Here is a 19227-nt window from a genome sequence, read left to right on the forward strand (position 1 = left end):
GAGCGATGCGCCCGATATCGCGTACGGCACTGGGAGCGGCCACCGCTGCCGTCCTGGCCGTCACCGCAGTCGGCCCGTCCACGGCACAGCCGAGCGACGGGGCGCCTGGAACGGGGAACAGACCACTCGTCGGCAGCGAGGCGGCCGGAAAGCAGCCCGCCGCCCCCGTCACCGTCACGCTCGTCACGGGTGACCGGATCCTGGTCTCCACCGACGCCGCCGGCCGCACGGCCGCCACCGCGATGCCGCGCGAGGACGGCTCGCAGCCGCTCGTCCAGACCCGGCAGTCGGGCAAGGACCTGTACGTCTACCCCGAGGGCGCGGTCAAGGCGCTCGCGGCGGGCACGGTCGACCACGAACTCTTCAACGTCACCGGCCTCGTCCGGCAGGGCTACGACGACGCGCACACCGAGAAGCTCCCCCTCATCGCCGTCTACGACAGCTCCGTGAACGTGGCGCGCAGCGCCCCGCCGACCCCGCGCGGCGCCGACCGCTCCCTCGTCCTCGGCTCCATCGGCGCCGTAGCGCTCGCCGCCGACAAGGGCCGGGCCGCCGCCTTCTGGGCCGACGTCACCGCCGGTGCCACCGCCGACGGCCGCTCCCGCGCGGCGGGCGGCGGACTTAAGAAGCTGTGGCTCGACGGCAAGGTGCGGGCGAACCTGGAGCGGTCGACGAAGCAGGTGAACGCCACGGCGGCCTGGGCGGCCGGGTACGACGGCAAGGGCACCAGGGTCGCCGTCCTCGACACCGGCACCGACCTCGGACACCCCGACCTGGCGGGCCGCGTCGCCGCCTCCAAGAACTTCACCGACTCCGACACCGACGCCGACCGGCAGGGCCACGGCACCCACACCATCTCCACCGTCGGCGGCTCCGGAGCCGCCGGCGGCGGAGCCAAGAGGGGCGTCGCCCCCGGCGCCGGACTGCTCAGCGGCAAGGTCCTCAACGACTCCGGCTACGGCCTCGACTCGTGGATCATCGCCGGCATGGAGTGGGCCGTCGACTCCGAGGCCGACGTGGTCTCCATGAGTCTGGGCGACCCCTCCCGGACCGCCTGTGACGACCCGCTCGCCGCAGCCGCGGAGGAACTCTCCCAGCGGGGAACCCTGTTCGTGATCGCCGCCGGCAACTCCGGACCCGGCAACAACACGGTCTCCTCGCCGGGTTGCGCCGCCAGTGTGCTGACCGTCGGCGCCGTCGACCGCGACGACACCACGGCCCCCTTCTCCAGCCGGGGCCCCGCCGGGCTCGCGCACACCCTCAAGCCCGAGATCGCCGCCCCCGGCGTGGCCATCTCCGCCGCCGCCATGGGAGGCCGCGGGGTGTACGCGTACCAGTCCATGTCCGGCACCTCGATGGCCACCCCGCACGTCGCGGGCGCCGCCGCCGTCGTCAAGCAGCGCCACCCGGACTGGACCGGGCAGCAGATCAAGGCCGCCCTCGTCGGATCCGCCGACACCGCGATCCCCGGGGACGTGCGCGAGACCGGCGGCGGCCGCCTCGACGTCAAGGCCGCCGTCGACACCACGGTCACCGGCGCCCCCGCCGTCCAGGGCGGCGCCCACAACTGGCCGCAGGACGCGAGCGACCGCCGCACCGTGGAGGTCCCGTACACCAACCTCGGCAAGAGCCCCGTCACCCTGGACCTCGCCGTGGAGAAGGTCACCGGCAACGACGGCTCGACGGTCCGCAGCCGGATCGCCCGCCTCGGCCTGCGCACCGTGACCGTGCCCGCCGGCGCCACCGTCAAGGTGCCCCTCGCGCTCGACCCGGCCGCGAAGCTGGAACGCTCCCAGTACGGGGACGTCACCGGCCGCGTCGTCGCCACGGCCGACGGCGTGCACGTCTCCACCCCGTTCGCCCTGTACGTGGAGCCGCAGACGGTCACCCTGCGGGTCAAGCTCGTCGACCGCGCGGGCAAGCCGGCCGCCGGACCGTCCTCCCTGGACGTGATCGGCACCGACGACGCCACGGGCGAACGCCGCTTCAACGACGGCTCCGTGGACCAGGTCTACCGGGTCCGCCCGGGCGCGTACTTCCTCTCCGCCTTCGTCGCCACCCCCGACGCGGGCGAGGGCGCCACGCTGACCGACTCCCTCACGTACCTCGGCCGCCCGCAGGTCGAGGTGAAGAAGGACACGACCGTCGTGCTCGACGCCCGCAAGGCCGGGCGCCTCGACATCGCGGCCGACAAGCCGGTCGAGAGCCGTAACGCCACCCTCGCCTTCGCCCGCAGCTGGGACGACGCCTGGCTGCACGCGGGCACGGCGGCCGGCGGCCGCACCATCCGCGGCTTCTACGCCTCGGTCGAGGGCCGCGCCACGGACGGCGGGTTCGAGTTCGGCAGCTACTGGCGCGCGGGCGCGCCGATCCTCTCCGAACTGAAGGCCGTCGGCGGTCCGGTACTGCACCCGATCACCGCGACCACGGGCAGCGACAACCTCGACGGAACCGGCAGCGCCCCGCTCGTCGACGCGGGCACCTGCACCCCGCAGGAGCTCGCCGCGGCGGGCGCCAAGGACGCGGTCGTGCTGGTCAGGACCGTGGACGGGGCGCTGTACGAGGAGGCCCGGGACGCGAAGGCCGCGGGCGCCAAGGCCGTGCTCGCCTACCGCGAGGCACCGGGCCGGTGGGTCGGCTCGACCGGTTTCACGGGAGTGCTGCCCACCCTGTCCGTCGAGGCCGCCGAAGGGCGGGCGCTGCTCGACAGGCTGAAGGCGGGCAAGGTCACACTCGCCTGGAAGGGCACGGCGAGGAGCCCGTACGCCTACTCCCTCGCCTTCCCCGAGAAGGGCCAGGTCCAGGGCGGCCACACCTACCGGGTGCGCGACCGCGACCTCGGGCGGGTGGACTCCGCCTACAACTCCATGGGCATGGCTGGTGACTTCATCGACCTGTCGGGCGCGTACCGGCCGATCGGCACGGCGGTGTACTTCGGCTCGGTCGAGACCGTCGCGGTGCCGGGCACGCGGACCGAGTACTACTCGGCCGGCGACACCGCCTGGGACCAGACGCTCTCCAGCAGCTTCCCGTGGGGCGAGTTCATGGTCGGCGAGCAGCGCGCATACACCAAGGGCGAACGCCGGGCGGCGACTTGGTACGACGGCATCACCGGCCCGGTCGCCCCGCGCGACCGCGCGGGCAAGGAGACCCTCGCCGCCGAGCGGCAGGGCGGGCTGATCGGCTTCGCCCCCGCCATGTGGGGCGACGGCGCCCACGCCGCGCAGCCGGGTTCCTTCGGGGACATCGGCGGGCTCCAGCTCAAGCGGAACGGCGAGGTCATCGGGGACAGCTGGTTCCCGTTCGGGGTGTTCGAGGTCCCGGCCGAGGAGGGCCGCTACGAACTGACCCAGTCCATCGGGAAGATCGGCGCGCCGGCCCGTGTCTGGCAGCGGTCCACGGCGGTGACGACCACCTGGGGCTTCACCTCGAAGCTCGACCCCGCCGCGTACTCGCAGGGCCTGCCGGTCCTCTTCCCGAGGTACGCGGCCCCGCTGGACGGGCTGAAGACGGTCGCGGCGGCGAACGGCCAGCGCATCGGGCTGAGCGCCACCGGGCACGCGGGGTACGCGCCGGGCGCGCTGACGTCGGCGAAGCTGTCGTACTCGTACGACGGTGAGCACTGGACGGAGGCGGAGGTGAGCGAGCGCGGTGGCGTGTGGACCGCGGTCGTGGACCACGGCGGGGCCTCCGGCAAGCAGGTGTCGCTGAAGGCCGAACTGACCGACGCGAAGGGTGCCTCGGTGACCCAGACGGTCGTGCGGGCGTACGACGTCCGCTGACCGGTACGGGTGAGGGGGGAGGGGTCCACCGGGCGGCGGCCCGGTGGACCCTTTTCGCGCATTCGGCGTTTTCCGCCGGTGCGGTGGGCCGAGAATGAGGGCATGAGTCAGCAGGGCGCGGGCGCGGACGACTGGTGGCAGAAACTGTACGAGGACCCGGACGCGGTCCCGGACCCCGACCCCGGGGACACCCTGGACACCCGCTTCCACACGGCCTCCTCCCTGACCACACCCCCCTCACCACCCCCTGGCCCCCCACCAACCTCCCCACCCCCACCGCCCCCTTCGGCCCCGACGGCTCCGCATCCCCGTAAAACCCCTGCGGCCCCGCCGGCCACGTCGCCCCCTTCTGCCCTGCATCCTGAGACCTCTGGGACCGCCGGGACCGCTGGGACCGCCGGGACCTCTGGGGCCGCTGGGGCCGCTGGGACCCCTGCGGCCTCCGGGACCTCTGGGACTCCCCGGCCACCTGCGGCCCCCGCGGCGGCTCCGGCCGCGCCCGGCTCTGCGGCCCCCGCGGCCGCTCCGGCCGCGCCCGGCTCTGGGGCTCCGCCGCCTCCGGCGACCCCGTGGCCTCCTGTGGCCCCGCGGCCCTCTTCGGCCGCTTCGGTCCCGCCTGGCCCTGCCGCCCCCCTGTCCCCGGGGACCCCTGCGGTCCCCTCGGCCGCCCCGGCGGCCGTCGTCCCGCCGGTGCCGGCGGCCCGGGCGGACAAGGCGGCTCCGCCCGAGGCTCAGCCGTTGCCCTGGGAAGTGGCCACTCCGGCGGCCGTGCCGCCGCCGGGGGAGGCCGGGCTGCCCGTCCGGCCGGTCGTGCCCGGGCCGCGCCCGGACCCCGAGCCGCTGGACGGGGCGGCCGGCGCGGCGCCCCCGTCCCCGCCCCCACCCCCTCAGGACCCGCGGGCCGGCGGGGTCACCGGGTACGCCCTGGGGAACGTGGACGTGCCCGCCTGGACGGCGCCGGAGGAGCGGACCGTGCAGGTGACCGTCGGCCCCGGGCACGACGAGCGGCCCGAGGTGCGCCACCTCGGCGACCGCGCGCCCACCTACGCGGCGGAGCCCGGCGCGCTGCCGGCCGCCGACCCGGCCGCCCTCGACGACCTCACCCCCGACACCGTCCTGGAGGGCGCGCGCTACGGCACGTACACCCTGCGCGCCGCCTCCCTGCGCGGGGACTCCGCCCGCTACCGGGGCGAGGCCCGCCGCGACCACCTGCTCACCGCCCGCTTCGGCACCGGCGACGACGCCCTGGTGATGGTGGTTCTCGCCGGAGGCGACCGCGCCGCGCCCGGCGCCCCCGCGGCCGCCGCCGAGCTCTGCCGCACCGTCGCCGCGGCCGTCGGCCGGAGCCAGGAGCGGCTCGCCGAGGACATCCGGGCCGGCCGCCGCGACGCACTGCGCTCCGGCCTCCAGCGGCTCACCGACCGCGGCTACGGCCGTCTCCGCGCCCACGCCGCCGAGCTCGGCCTCGCCGAGGAGGCCTACACCGCCGGGCTGCGCGCCCTGCTGCTCCCCGTCGACCCGCAGTGCCGGACCCGGGTGTGCTTCGGCTCCGGCGCGGGCGGGCTGTTCCGGCTCCGCTCGGGCCGCTGGCAGGACCTGGAGCCCGGCGAAGCCGCCTCGGAAGGGGACTTCCGCTTCCGGGCCTCCGTGGCCCGGCCGGGTGACACCCTGCTCGTCTGCTCGGGCGGCCTGGCCGGCCCCATGCGGGAGGAGGCCCTGCTCGCCGCCGAGCTCGCCGCGCGCTGGTCCGAGCCGGAACCCCCCGGCCTGGCGGCCTTCCTCGCGGACACCCAGCTCCGCATCAAGGGTTACGCCGACGACCGGACGGCCGCCGCGGTCTGGGAGGCGTAACGGCCCGACAGGCGCAACGGCCCGACGGGCGTAACGGGTCCAAAAGGCCTAACGGGCCCGACAGGCGGGCCACGGACAAACGTGCATGGATGGAAGGCGCACCCGGCAGCAGCCGAACCGGAGAGGGGCGCCCCATCCATGGCCCGACAGAACGTGGCGGAGCAGTTCGTGGACATCCTCGTGCGCGCGGGCGTGCGCAGGATGTACGGAGTCGTCGGCGACAGCCTCAACCCGATCGTCGACGCGATCCGCCGAACCGGCGACATCGAGTGGATCCAGGTCCGCCACGAGGAAACGGCGGCCTTCGCGGCCGGCGCCGAGGCCCAGATCACCGGCCGCCTCGCCGCCTGCGCGGGCTCCTGCGGCCCGGGAAACCTGCACCTGATCAACGGGCTGTACGACGCGCACCGCTCGATGGCCCCGGTCCTCGCGCTCGCCTCGCACATCCCCTCCAGCGAGATCGGCCTCGGATACTTCCAGGAGACCCATCCCGACCAGCTCTTCCGAGAGTGCAGCCACTACAGCGAACTGATCTCCAACCCGCGGCAGATGCCCCGCCTGCTGCAGACGGCCGTCCAGCACGCCGTCGGCCGCAGCGGCGTCAGCGTCGTCGCCCTGCCCGGGGACGTCGCGTCCCTGCCCGCCCCCGAGAAGGCGGTGGAGCACGCCCTCGTCACCGCCCGGCCTACCGTGCGCCCCGGTGACGGCGAGATCGAGAAACTGGTCCGGCTGGTCGACGAGGCGGACAAGGTCACCCTCTTCTGCGGCAGCGGCACCGCCGGGGCGCACGCCGAGGTGATGGAGTTCGCCGGCCGGATCAAGGCGCCGGTCGGCCACGCCCTGCGCGGCAAGGAATGGATCCAATACCAGAATCCCTACGACGTCGGCATGAGCGGACTCCTGGGCTACGGCGCCGCCTACGAGGCCACCCACGAGTGCGATCTGCTGGTCCTGCTCGGCACGGACTTCCCGTACAACGCCTTCCTCCCCGACGACGTGAAGATCGTCCAGGTGGACATCCGGCCCGAACACCTGGGCCGCCGCTCCCAACTGGACCTCGCCGTCTGGGGTGACGTACGGGAGACCCTGCGCGTACTGAACACCAGGGTGAAGCCCAAGACGGACCGCCGCTTCCTGGACCGCATGCTGAAGAAGCACGCGGACGCACTGGAGGGCGTGGTCAAGGCCTACACGCGCAAGGTGGAGAAGCACACCCCGATCCACCCCGAGTACGTGGCCTCCGTCCTCGACGAACTGGCCGACGACGACGCCGTCTTCACCGTCGACACCGGCATGTGCAACGTATGGGCCGCGCGCTATCTTTCCCCGAACGGCAGGCGCCGCATCATCGGCTCCTTCAGCCACGGCTCCATGGCGAACGCCCTGCCGCAGGCCATCGGCGCACAGTTCACCGACCGCACCCGTCAAGTGGTGTCGATGTCGGGTGACGGCGGTTTCTCCATGCTGATGGGAGATTTCCTCACCCTCGTGCAGTACGACCTGCCCGTCAAAGTGGTGCTGTTCAACAACTCATCACTCGGCATGGTCGAGTTGGAGATGCTCGTTTCCGGCCTCCCGTCGTACGGAACTACGAACAGGAATCCCGACTTCGCGGCCATCGCCCGCGCGGCGGGGGCGTACGGGGTCCGCGTGGTGAAGCCCAAGCAGCTCACAGGGGCTTTGAAGGACGCCTTCCGGCACCCGGGACCGGCCCTCGTGGACGTGGTGACCGACCCCAACGCGTTGTCCATTCCGCCCAGGATCAGTGCCGAGATGGTGACCGGATTTGCACTTTCCGCCAGCAAGATCGTGCTCGACGGAGGGGTCGGCAGGATGATCCAGATGGCTCGATCCAACCTCCGCAACGTGCCCCGCCCGTAAGCCCGCAGGAGTGCGGACCGGCCCGGGGGGCATGCATCCCGTAGACCAGTTCGACAAGCTGCTCAATTGGGGACACACGACGAGGGAGGGGACATCGCCGTGCGGGTGGGGGCGAAGACCGGGAAGCCGTGGCGCAGAGGCAGGCCGGTGCCGCGCGAGCCGTCCGGTCCGGACGGGGCGGGCGCGATGGAGGGGCCGGCGATCAACCGGAGCGTGCGCCGGGCCGACTTGAAAGCGGTGGGGGAAGTCCGGCGGGCGCTGCGGGAGCTGATGCGCCACCGGTGCGCGGCCGACGCCGCCGAGGTGGCCGAGCTGCTCATCACCGAGCTCGTCACCAACGCCCTCGTCCACACCGACCAGGGGGCGGAGGTCTCCGCGAGCCTCGGATCCGGCCGCTTACGGGTGGAAGTCCGGGACTACGCCAACCGCAGGCCCCGGCCGTACGTACCGACCGCCGACGACGGTACGCACGGCAGGGGACTGGTGCTGGTGCAGGCGCTCGCCGACGCCTGGGGCGTGGACGCCCCGGACCTCGGCGGCGGCAAGGTGGTGTGGTTCGAGCTGGAGCGGGGATACGACGCGGGGCCCGCCTGACCGGCGGACCCCACGTGACCGGCACGACCGTACGAGAGAACCCGCGGTCAGCCGAACTGCTGCTCCAGGTCCTTCAGTTTGCGCTCCAGGGAGTCGAGCCGGGGGATGGTCTGGGTGTCGTCCTCGGCGGTGAGATCCACCGTCCGGGGGCCGGTCACCTCAACCGACCCGGTCCGGCTGACGGACTGCAGGGAGGGGCGGCGTCGCAGGGGCAGTTGTCCCGCTTCCGATATGGCCGGCTCCGCGCCGACCGGCGCGGAGCCAGCTCCCTGCGTGAGTTCCGGGAGTTCGACCTGGCGGCCGCGTGACCGCCCGAACGCCCTGTTCTGCCGGCCCAGCGCCTTGATGCGCGCCCGGTCGAGCCGGTTCTGGTCGCGCCTGCGGTGCCGGTCCTGCTCCCTCTCGCGCTTGTCCTCGCGCACCTCCTCCACGGCCTCGTCGAGGGTGCGCACCCCCTCCAGCAGCATGAGCGACCACGCGCCGAAGGTCTCGCGGGGTGCCCGCAGCCAGCGGACCATCCGGATCTGCGGCAACGGGCGCGGGATCAGGCCCTGTTCGCGCAGGGCCGCGCGGCGGGTCTGCTTCAGGGCCCGGTCGAAGAGGACGGCCGCCGAGAGCGACATCCCGGCGAAGAACTGCGGAGCGCCGTCGTGGCCCAGGCCGCGCGGGGCGTGCACCCAGTTGAACCAGGCGGCCGCGCCGGCGAACAGCCAGACGAGCATGCGCGAGCCGAGGGCCGCGTCGCCGTGGCTCGCCTCGCGGACGGCGAGCACCGAGCAGAACATGGCGGCGCCGTCGAGGCCGAACGGGACCAGGTACTCCCAGCCGCCGGAGAGGTTGAGGTTCTGCCGGCCGAAGCCGACCAGTCCGTGGAAGGAGAGCGCGGCGGCGACCGCCGCGCAGCAGAAGAGCAGGACGTAGGAGGCGGTCCCGTAGACGGCTTCCTTGCGCCGCCGCCGTTCCTCGCTGCGCTCCCAGCTGTCGTCGGCCGCGGCCTTCTCGCTCTCGCGCCTGCCCCGGGCCAGTACCGCAACCGCCGCAAGCACGCCCAGGATCAGCAGGCTGCCGGGCAGCAGCCAGTCCAGCGATATGTCGGTCAGTCTCATGCGGATGTCCTTGCCTCGCGTCTGCGGCCGTGCGGCTTTCCGGGCGCCATAGTGGCGCAGGGGATCCGCTGCGCACGTGGGTTTCGGGGCAAGTGGACGCCAACGGGGGGCGGGGCCCGCCGGATAGGGTGTTGTGACTCGAACTGGCGCTCTTAGTAACAGAGTTGAGTTCGAATACGGTCAGTCGTACGGGTGGGTTCAGGCGGCGGCCGCCGTGAGCCGGGCGACCCGGTCGGCGTCACAGGTGCGCGGGCAGGTGACACAGGTGTCGCCCGGGCGGATGGTGTAGAAGAAACAGCACCCGGCCCGGTCCCGGGTCGGCAGCTCCTCCCCGGCGGGTCCGGCCAGCACGCGGAAGCGCGCGCCCCCGGGGAACGGGGCGGCGGCGCCGGGCAGGAGCGCCTCCAGCTCGGCGATGGCGCGCCGCTCCTCGCCGGGCCCGAGCAGGCTCGCGACGTACCACAGGCTCTCGACGACCTCGTCGGTGACCAGGCCCCACAGGGCGCGGGGCCCGCGCCGCATGCGCGGGCCGAAACCTTCCAGCAGCGGGCCGAGGTGCTCGGCCACCGCGGCCCGCACCTCGGCGCGCAGCGCCTCTTCGCCGGGTACGACCCGTGCCCCGGGGAGGGTGGCCGCCGGGTCGTCCGGGAGGCAGGCGAACGTCTCGACGCGTACGGCCATCCGGGCGTCGGCGCGGTGGAACGCCACCCGGTCGGCGGGCAGCCGGGGGACGCGCCGGTGCAGGAACCACGGCAGGGTGATCAGCAGGCAGGCCGGCCACGCGTAACGGTGCAGCCCGAAGCCCGCCACCACGTCCGGGCGGGCCCGGCGGCCGTGATCCCGGGCGATCTGGGCCTCGTCCCAGGAGAGGAAGGCGTCCAGTGCCGCCCCGCCCGCCGCGAGCTCGTCGGCGCCGACCCATCCCGCGCCGCGGGGCGCCGGGTCGGGGGCGGACAGCTCGGTGACGCGGAGGCCGGCGTAGGCCGCGGTCAGCCGGGCGTAGGCGTCCGTCATGGGGGAGCCGGCCGGGGTCGTGACGGTCATGGGGGCCACCGAATCGCACGATCGTTAATAGGTAAGCCTTACCTTACCTGCCGTCGGCGGCCGTATCACCTTGTGGGACGTCGCATATTCTCGGAGCAGGTCGAGACCAGTGAGGAGGGCCGCCGTATGCAGCCGACGCCGTCGATCCCGTCGATCCCGTCGCTCCCGGAGCAGAAGACCGCCGGGAAGGTGCTGCGCCATTCGGTGCGCGGCCAGATCCTCGACGCCCTGCGTGCGGCGCTGGTCGAGGGGGAGCTGGCGCCGGGGGAGATCTACTCGGGCCCGGCCCTGGGGGAGCGCTTCGGCGTCTCCGCGACCCCGGTGCGCGAGGCGATGCAGCAGCTGGCCCTGGAAGGGGCGGTGGAATGCCTCCCGAACCGGGGCTTCCGGGTCCTGACGCGGACCCCGCGCGATCTCGCCGAGCTGGCGGAGGTACGGGGGCTGCTGGAGATCCCGGTCATGCTGCGGCTCGCCCGGTCCGTGCCCGCCGAGGAGTGGGAGGCCCTGCGCCCGGCCGCGGCCGCCACGGCGGAGGCGGCGGCCGGGGGCGACCTGCCGGCGTACGCGGAGGCGGACCGCGCCTTCCACCGGGAGGTGCTCTCCCTGGCGGGCAACGCCCAGCTCGTGGCGGTGGCGGAGGCGCTCCACCGGCGCGCCCAGTGGCCCCTCCCGGGAGCCCCCCGCGTCCGCCGCGCCGCCCTCGTCGCCGACGCGGCCGAACACTGGGCGCTCCTGGAGTCCCTGACGGCGGGGGACCTCCCAGCGGTGGAATCCCTGGTCCGCCGACACTTCGCCGGCTCCTGAGCCCACCTCCGCCTCCACCGCCGGTGCTCCGCGCCTCAACCCCGGCGGGCCTGCATACGGCCGCCGCCGACCCGCACCCGCGCGCAGCGCCACTCGCCCCCGGGCGGTCCAGAGCGCGCCTCCGGCTCCACCGCCGGCGGGGCTGGATGCGGCCGCCGTCGGCCCGCCCCCGCGTGCGGCGCCACTCGCCCCAGGCATTCCTGAGCCCACCTCCGCCTCCACCGCCGGGGCCCCGCGCCTCAAACGCCGGCGGGGCTGGATGCGGCCGCCGCCGGCCCGTACCCGCGTGCGGCGCCGCTTGCCCCCGGGTGTTCCTGAGCGCGCCTCCGGCTCCACCGCCGGGCTCCGCGCCTCAAACGCCGGCGGGGCTGGATGTGGCCGCTGTCGGCCAGTACCCGCGCGCAGCGCCACTTGCCCCGGGCGTTCCTGAGCCCACCTCCGGCTCCGCCCAGGGCCCTCGCGGTGGGGCTGGATACAGCGGGCGTCGGCACGCGCCCCGCGCGCGAATTCCAGCCCCGCCGGCGTTTGAGGCGCGGGGGCCCGGGGGCGGAGCCCCCGCAACGGCGCCGCGCCTGACGGGGACAGGACCCCGCAGGGGACCCCAACCCGGACCACGCGAGCCGCCCCGCAGGGGGCTGCCCAACTGACGCCCCCGTAGCTACCCCGCAGGGGAGCCCGCGCCTGGCTGTCCGAGCCGCCCCGCAGAGGTGGCCGGCCCGGCTGTCCGAGCCAGCCCGCAGGGGGGCCGCCCGGCTGTCCGAGCTACCCCGCAGGGGGGCCGTCCGGCTGTCCGAGCTACCCCGCAGGGGAGCCGGCAGGGGACGGTGTCGGGGACAGCTGGTCCGCCAGCCAGGTCGGGATGCCGCCCAGCAGGTGGAACAGCCGCCGCGCCTCCGCGCGCAGCCGCGTCGCCTCCGGCTCCGGCTCGGCCTCCGCCAGGGCGGCCAGCGCCGGGGCCGTGCCGACCAGGAAGCCCAGTTCCTCCCGGATGCGGAGGGACTCCAGGAAGCCCTTGCGGGCCTCCGCCACCTCCCCGTCCCGCAGGGCCAGCGCCGCGAGGTGCCGCCACGTGAAGGACAGCAGCAGTACGTCCCCGTGCGCCTCGGCCCCCGCGTGGGCCCGCCGGTACGCCGGCCGGGCCGACTGCGGGGCGTCCGCCAGGTGCTCGGCGACCAGCCCCCGGCGGAAGTCCAGCAGCGGGCGCGTCCGGGACCCCGGGGACAGCAGGGCGGCCGCCCGGCCCAGCGCGGAACGGGCCTCGTCGGCCCGGTCGCGTACGCCCAGCACGGTCGCCGCGTAGGCCAGCTGGCCGCGCTCGCAGGCCGCCGCACCCCGGTCGTCGTCGTCCTGCGCAACCGCCTCGGCGACCCGCAGCGCGTCCTCGGCCTCGGCCCAGCCCTGCCCCGTGAACAGGCACCTCTCGACCAGCAGCGCGGTCCGCTGGACGGCGGCCCCCGCGTCCGCGGTCCCGCCCGCGCGGGGCGTCAGCAGCGCCGCCGCGTCGGTCCAACAGCCGCGCGAACGCAGTCGCCATATCGCCCGCTGGAGGGGGTCTTCTCCCCCCGTGGATCCGGCACCGGACATGGCGGTCTCCGCCACATTGCCCTCCCCAAAGCAATCAAGCAGCACGTCGTCGAGCCCTGGGGCGAAATGAGAGCACGGATCGGCGGCTCCGGCCAAGGGGTCGGGTGAACTCTTTCACAAAGTCCGGACACCTCGTCAGCCGCCCCCGGTCGGCGGACCGGGCGGGGCGGATCGGATACGGCCTGGCCACGGCCGGGATCGCTCAGCTCATGCGCAGCGCCAGGAAGAAGTCCAGCTTGTCCTCCAGCCGCGACAGGTCGCGCGCCGTCAACTGCTCGATTCGCCCGACCCGGTAGCGCAGGGTGTTGACGTGCAGGTGCAGCCGCGTCGCGCAGCGGGTCCAGGAACCGTCGCAGTCCAGGAACGCCTCCAGCGTCGGGATGAGCTCCGCCCGGTGGCGCCGGTCGTAGTCCCGCAGCGGGTCCAGCAGCCGCGCCGTGAACGCGCGCCGCACGTCGTCCGGCACGAACGGCAGCAGCAGCACGTGCGAGGCCAGCTCGTGGTGGCCGGCCGCGCAGACCCGGCCCGGGCGGGCCGCGGCGACCCGGCGGGCGTGCCGGGCCTCCTCCAGCGCCCCGCGCAGTCCCTCGGCGGAGTGCACGGCCGCGCTGACGCCCAGGGTGAGCCGGCCGTCGTCCGCCAGGCCGGCCTGCAGCGGCTCCCGTACGGCCGCGAGCAGCTCGTCGGCGTGCAGGGCCGTGTCCGGGCCCCGGTCCTCGGAGGTGTCCCCGGGCAGCGAGGGCAGCGGCACCAGGGCGATGGCCTCGTCACCCGCATGGGCCACCGCGATCCGGTCCGAGGGCTCCGGCCCCGACACGGACGGGTCGACGAGGATCTCCTCCAGCAGTGACTGGGCCACCGGGCCGCCGGGGATGTCCCCGCCGTCCCAGTCCACCCGGGCCACCACGACCTGCCAGTGCGGCGCGCCGCCCACGCCGGGCAGCAGCACCGGGGCCGCCACCCGCAGGCGGGCGGCGATCTCGGCGGGCGGGGCGCCCGTCTGGACCAGTTCGAGGACCTCCTGAGCGAGGCGGCGGCGCACCGTGCGCGCCGCGTCCCGCCGGTCCCGCTCGACGGCGATCAGCTGGGTGACGCCCTGGAGCAGGTCGAGGCGCTCGGCGGGCCAGTCGCCCGCGTCCGCCTCCACGGCCAGCAGCCAGTCCGACAGCACGCTCTCGCGCACGTCCTTCGGGGCGGGACCGGCGGGGCCGCGCCCCGCTCCCCTGATCGGGAAGAGCGAGTAGGTAATACCCTGGATGGAGATCCGGTGCGGTCCCCTGCGGCCCGTCCGGACCGCCGCGAGGTGCTCGCTCGCCAGTGCGGCGCACACTCCCGGCGCCAGCGGTTCGCCGGCCCCGGCGATCTGCCGGCCCGTGGGGGACAGCACCCAGGCCCGGAGATCGAGGTCCGTGGTGAGCAGATCCAGCACCACATCGGGCCCGCCGCCCGCGGGACCCGAGGTCATCAGCCGGCGGTGCCGGTCGACCACGGCCGCGAGGTCCCCGGCGCGCTCCCCCGAGACCTGCCGCACGACGTATTCCGTGATCGTGGCGAATGCAACGTCCTCGTTCACCGCGAACAGGGGCAGGCGGTTGCGGACGCAGGCCGAAACCAGATCGTCCGGGATGTCTCCCAGCTCGGCCTCGCCCGCCGCGAGCCCCGCTACACCCGCGCTCGCGAGCAGGCGCACGAACGGCTCGGAATCGGCCGAATTTCGTCTCCATGCCAGGCCGGTGAGGACGAGCTCACCTCCGGACAGGTATCGGCTGGGATCGCGCAGGTCGGTCGTCATGACCCCGCGGACGGTACGGTCGAGCTCTTCCTCGCCGCCCAGCAGCCGCAGCCCCAGCGCCTCGGTTTCCAGCAGTGCGCGCAGCCGCATGATGTCGCCGCCGATCTGTCTCGTTGTTGCCGTTGAAAATCGGGCAGGGTGTCGCGTCCTGCCTTTCATACGAATCTACAAGACGAGGGAGCCCCTCAGCCAACTCCTTCATGGTTTCGGTGACTGCACCCGGGGGACGCGCGGCTTGTGTACTGGCTCCACACCGCATTAACAACACGTGAACGACCGGTCCAGAGGCGTCGGCTTCCTGGCTTGAAGTGAACGACCCGGAGCGGCCCGGCGGCCGAAAGGCCACCAGGGCCCCCACAAGACTTCCGGGCGGTGTGACACGGGAACGTCACACTTGCCAGCCGCACCGCCCGGAGCAATACGAGGTGCCGCACCGCTCGCGGTCCCTTCACCTGGCAGTACCCCTGCAAAAAAACACACGTAGTACCAGCGGGTCACCCCCGCACTACCCGCAGTACACGCAATGAAATCTCGCGTCGCCTCGGGCCGTCACCCCGGGTCGTGCAGCCAACGCAGTTTCCCAAATCCCGCGTCTTCAATCTTCTTGCGGGTGCCCCTATGAACCTTGGGAGTCAGGCACCATGACCCAGTCGTCAGTGGAGCCCAAGACCAGTGCGGAAGAGGCCGGCGACGGCTCTCTGAACCCCGCCGGCCGTTCTTGGCTCGACCGGTACTTTCACATAACCCACAGAGGGTCCAACATCGGCAATGAGGTTCGTGGCGGTATCACGACCTTCATGGCGATGGCGTACATCCTCCTGCTCAACCCGCTCATCCTCTCCGGCAAGGACGTCGCCGGAGACACCATGAGCCAGAAGGCCCTGATCACGGCCACGGCTTTCGCCGCCGCCCTGACCACGCTCCTCATGGGCTTCGTCGGCAAGGTGCCGCTCGCGCTCGCCGCCGGACTCTCCGTGTCCGGTGTGCTGTCCTCGCAGGTCGCTCCGCAGATGACCTGGCCGCAGGCCATGGGCATGTGCGTGATGTACGGCGTCGTCATCTGTCTCCTGGTCGTCACCGGCCTCCGCGAGATGATCATGAACGCCATCCCGCTCGCGCTCAAGCACGCCATCACGATGGGCATCGGCCTCTTCGTGGCGCTGATCGGCCTGGTCAAGGCCGGCTTCGTCGGCAACGGCGGGGAGTTCGCTCCCCCCGTCACGCTGGGTGCGGCCGGTGAGCTCGCGGGCTGGCCCGTGTTCCTCTTCTGCGTCACCCTGCTGACGATCTTCATGCTGCAGGCCCGCAAGGTCCGTGGCGCGATCCTGATCGGCATCATCGGCGGCACCGTGCTCGCCGCGATCCTCAACGCCGTCGTCGACATCGACGCGAAGGCCTGGAGGAACGGTCCCCCGACCCTCTCCGGCTCCGCCGTCTCGATGCCCGACTTCTCGCTGTTCGGCAAGGTCGAGTTCGGTGGCTGGGGCGACGTCGGCGTCATGACGGTCGGCATGATCGTCTTCACCCTCGTCCTCGCCGGCTTCTTCGACGCGATGGCCACCATCATCGGTGTCGGTACCGAGGCCAAGCTCGCCGACGAGCAGGGCCGCATGCCGGGTCTGTCCAAGGCGCTCTTCATCGACGGTGCCGGTGGCGCCATCGGTGGCATCGCGGGTGGTTCCGGCCAGACGGTCTTCGTCGAGTCCGCCACCGGCGTCGGTGAGGGAGCCCGCACAGGCCTCGCCTCCGTCGTCACCGGCCTCTTCTTCGCCGCCTGCCTCTTCTTCACCCCGATCACCCAGCTGGTCCCGGGTGAGGTCGCCTCCGCGGCCCTGGTCGTCATCGGTGCGATGATGATGCAGAACGCCCGCCACGTGGACTGGGCCGACAGCGCGACCGCGATCCCGGTCTTCCTGACCGTCGTGATCATGCCGTTCACCTACCAGATCACCGCTGGTGTCGCCGCCGGTGTCATCTCCTACGTCGCCATCAAGGTCGCGCAGGGCAAGGCCCGCGAGGTCGGCGCCTTCATGTGGGTGCTCACCGGTATCTTCCTGGTCTACTTCGCCCTGCACCCGATCGAGGGCTGGCTCGGCGTCAAGTAAGCCGGGGGAGTGATCACCACCTGACCCTCCGCGCATCCGACACCGGATCCGAGACACCTCCCAGGAGGCCGCCGTGCTGGACATCGCCGAGGAACTGAACCGGTGGGTCCAGCAGGGGCGCGAGTTCGCCGTCGCCACGGTCGTGGCGGTCGGCGGAAGCGCCCCGAGGCAGCCCGGGGCCGCCCTCGCCGTCGACGGCGGGGGGACGGCGATCGGCTCGGTCTCCGGTGGATGCGTGGAGGGCGCGGTGTACGACCTGTGCCTGCAGGCGCTGGAGGACGGCGAGACCGTCCTGGAGCGCTTCGGTTACAGCGACGACGACGCCTTCGCCGTGGGGCTGACCTGCGGAGGAACCGTCGACATCCTCGTCACGGCGGTCCGTGTGGGTTCTCCCGCGCGGGCCGTTCTCGCGTCCGCGGTGGCTGCCGTGTCGCGCGGCGAGGCCGTGGCCGTGGCGCGGGTCGCCGAGGGCCCCGCCGGCCTGATGGGCGGAGCGGTCCTGGTCCGTGCGGACGGTTCGTACGAGGGCACGCTCGCCGCCCTGCCGCATCCCGGCGCCGCCCCCGGCGGGCACCCCGGGCTGGACCGCGCCGTCGTCGACGAGGCCCGCGCCATGCTCGACGCGGGCGCGACCGGCGTCCTGGAGATCGGCGCGGACGGCCGGCTCTGCGGAGAGCCGCTCAAGGTGCTGGTCGAGTCCGGCGTCACGCCCCCGCGGATGATCGTCTTCGGCGCCATCGACTTCGCCTGCGCCCTGGTGCGGATCGGAAAGTTCCTCGGCTACCGCGTGACCGTGTGCGACGCCCGGCCGGTGTTCGCGACCAGGACCCGCTTCCCCGAGGCGGACGAGATCGTCGTCGACTGGCCGCACCGCTACCTGGAGGCGCAGTCGGCGGCCGGCGGTCTGGACGGCCGAAGCGTCCTGTGCGTGCTCACCCACGACGCCAAGTTCGACGTGCCGCTCCTCGAAACGGCCCTCCGGCTTCCCGTCGCGTACGTCGGCGCCATGGGCTCCCGCCGCACCCACGAGGACCGCAACAGGCGGCTGCGCGAGGCGGGCGTCACGGAGCCGGAGCTGGCCCGGCTGCGCTCCCCGATAGGCCTGGACCTCGGCGGCCGCACCCCGGAGGAGACCGCGCTGTCCATCGCCGCGGAGATCGTCGCCAACCGGCGCGGCGGCAGCGGCGTGTCCCTGGCGGGCGCGCACACCCCGATCCACCCCGACCCGGAGAAGAAGGTGACCGGCCGGATGGGTTCGGTCGCCTGACGGACCCGTTCTCGCGGACGGCAGGGCGCAACTCCGAAGGGGTTGCGCCCTTTTGACGTTCCGTCTATTTTACCGGCCGGTAACAGGAGGCACTCTCTCCATCCCTTCCCCCACATCGGAGCCGAGCGGATGACACGTACCCTGCGAACCCTGGGCATGCTGGCCGCGGCCGGCCTCCTCGCCGCCGCTGCTCCGGCCGCCGCCGCTCCGGCGGCCTCGGCTCCGGCGGCCTCGGCTGCGGGCGACGGACTGCGGGAGGTGCTCTTCGTCGGGAACAACTGGGAGGGCACCGCCGACGTCCTCGCCTCCACCGGAGACCTCGGGAAGATCGGCCGGATCGACGTGATCCCCGACAAGGCGGAGCGGCTGCGGGAGATCTACCTCAACCCCGTCAAGCTCGCCTTCTTCCTCGGGGTGCGGCAGACCGCCGGCGAGGGCCACGACCAGTTCGTGGACGACATGTACACCACCCCCGACGGCACGGCCGTGGTCGCCTCCCGGCCCAGTTTCGCCGACGTCGTCTCCATCGACGTCCGCACCGGCCGGGTGAACTGGCGGTTCCCCGTGGCCGGCTACCGCGCCGACCACATGGCGGTCTCGCCCGACGGGACGAAGGTCGCGGTCTCCGCCTCCACCGCCAACACCGTGCACGTCCTCGACATCGCCACCGGCCGGCAGGTCGGCTCCTTCGCCACCGGGGACAAGCCGCACGAGAACGTCTTCAGCCGCGACGGCCGCTTCCTGTGGAACAGTGCCATCGGGGACGTGACCTCCGCGCTCGACGCACCCTGGCTGGACTGGACGAAGGGCGACCGGAAGATCACGGTCGTCGACGCGCAGACCTTCCGCACGGTCCGGGTGATCGACATGCGGGAGCGGCTGGACGCCTTCGGCCGCCCGGACCTCTCCGACGCCGTACGCCCCGTCTCCTTCAGCCCCGACGAGTCGAAGTTCTACTTCCAGGTGTCGTTCCTCAACGGATTCCTGGAGTACGACGTCGCCTCCGACCGGATCACCCGCCTCAAGATGCTCCCCGCGAACCCCGCCACCGCCACCGACCGCACCAAGTGGGTCAATGACTCCCGCCACCACGGCATGTCCATGAGCCCGGACGGATCCAAGCTCTGCATCGCGGGCACCATGGACGACTACGCGACCGTCGTGGACCGGGCCACCCTCACCGAGGGGCCGCTCGTGCCCGCCGACAAGCCCTACTGGGCCACCGTCGACGGCGACGGCACCTCCTGCGTGATCTCCGAGAGCGGTGCCGACCGGATCACCGCCATCGACTTCGCCACCGGAACCAAGCGGGTGTCCGTCCCGGTGGGCGACCACCCGCAGCGCGTCCGCCTCGGCCACGTCCCGGCCGGCTGGACCGGCCCGACGAGCGGCTGAAGCCGCCGGCGGGCCGTCGGCC

The 19227-nt window shown here is 73.4% G+C and carries 12 protein-coding genes; 8 read left to right on the forward strand and 4 right to left on the reverse strand.

What is annotated here, in order from left to right; translation table 11 throughout:
- Positions 1-5 precede the first annotated feature (5 nt).
- The 4 genes from ACZ6Y1_RS06325 to ACZ6Y1_RS06340 all read left to right on the forward strand — a co-directional run bounded on the left by ACZ6Y1_RS06325 (position 6) and on the right by ACZ6Y1_RS06340 (position 8108).
- On the forward strand, positions 6-3782 hold the full coding sequence (locus ACZ6Y1_RS06325; protein ID WP_469623828.1) for a S8 family peptidase: 3777 nt from the start codon (positions 6-8) through the stop codon (positions 3780-3782).
- Between the two features lie 738 nt (positions 3783-4520).
- Entirely contained in the window at positions 4521-5633 is a 1113-nt protein-coding gene (locus tag ACZ6Y1_RS06330) for a protein phosphatase 2C domain-containing protein (protein ID WP_469623831.1), read from the forward strand.
- Between the two features lie 138 nt (positions 5634-5771).
- Positions 5772-7514 carry a pyruvate dehydrogenase gene (locus ACZ6Y1_RS06335; RefSeq protein WP_469623833.1) on the forward strand — a complete coding sequence of 581 codons (1743 nt, stop codon included), beginning with the start codon at positions 5772-5774 and terminating at the stop codon, positions 7512-7514.
- 186 nt (positions 7515-7700) lie between these two features.
- On the forward strand, positions 7701-8108 hold the full coding sequence (locus ACZ6Y1_RS06340; protein ID WP_469624849.1) for an ATP-binding protein: 408 nt from the start codon (positions 7701-7703) through the stop codon (positions 8106-8108).
- 47 nt (positions 8109-8155) lie between these two features.
- Here the strand turns inward: ACZ6Y1_RS06340 and ACZ6Y1_RS06345 are convergent, their stop codons facing one another.
- Both ACZ6Y1_RS06345 and ACZ6Y1_RS06350 read right to left on the reverse strand, forming a co-directional pair.
- Complete coding sequence (locus ACZ6Y1_RS06345) at positions 8156-9214, reverse strand: DUF2637 domain-containing protein (RefSeq protein ID WP_469623835.1); 1059 nt, start codon at positions 9212-9214, stop codon at positions 8156-8158.
- Between the two features lie 198 nt (positions 9215-9412).
- Positions 9413-10258: a (2Fe-2S)-binding protein gene (locus tag ACZ6Y1_RS06350; RefSeq protein WP_469623837.1), complete on the reverse strand. Its 846-nt coding sequence runs from the start codon at positions 10256-10258 to the stop codon at positions 9413-9415.
- A 126-nt stretch (positions 10259-10384) separates the two neighbouring features.
- On the opposite strand from ACZ6Y1_RS06350, the gene ACZ6Y1_RS06355 reads away from it, so the two are divergent.
- Positions 10385-11062 carry a GntR family transcriptional regulator gene (locus ACZ6Y1_RS06355; RefSeq protein ID WP_469623838.1) on the forward strand — a complete coding sequence of 226 codons (678 nt, stop codon included), beginning with the start codon at positions 10385-10387 and terminating at the stop codon, positions 11060-11062.
- Between the two features lie 795 nt (positions 11063-11857).
- Here ACZ6Y1_RS06355 and ACZ6Y1_RS06360 read toward each other — a convergent pair.
- On the reverse strand, positions 11858-12661 hold the full coding sequence (locus ACZ6Y1_RS06360) for a hypothetical protein (RefSeq protein WP_469623841.1): 804 nt from the start codon (positions 12659-12661) through the stop codon (positions 11858-11860).
- Between the two features lie 187 nt (positions 12662-12848).
- Entirely contained in the window at positions 12849-14528 is a 1680-nt protein-coding gene (locus ACZ6Y1_RS06365; protein WP_469623844.1) for a PucR family transcriptional regulator, read from the reverse strand.
- A gap of 551 nt (positions 14529-15079) precedes the next feature.
- Here ACZ6Y1_RS06365 and ACZ6Y1_RS06370 point away from each other — a divergent pair.
- The 3 genes from ACZ6Y1_RS06370 (at position 15080) to ACZ6Y1_RS06380 (ending at position 19205) form a co-directional block, all read left to right on the forward strand.
- A complete protein-coding gene (locus ACZ6Y1_RS06370) occupies positions 15080-16543 on the forward strand; it encodes an NCS2 family permease (RefSeq protein WP_469623847.1) in 1464 nt (487 codons plus the stop codon).
- A 73-nt stretch (positions 16544-16616) separates the two neighbouring features.
- Positions 16617-17810, forward strand: a complete 1194-nt coding sequence (locus ACZ6Y1_RS06375) for an XdhC family protein (protein WP_469623850.1) — start codon at positions 16617-16619, stop codon at positions 17808-17810.
- Positions 17811-17939: 129 nt separating this feature from the next.
- Complete coding sequence (locus ACZ6Y1_RS06380; protein ID WP_469623854.1) at positions 17940-19205, forward strand: YncE family protein; 1266 nt, start codon at positions 17940-17942, stop codon at positions 19203-19205.
- The last annotated feature ends 22 nt before the right edge of the window (positions 19206-19227 follow it).

The organism is Streptomyces sp. NPDC053432 (assembly GCF_055585365.1).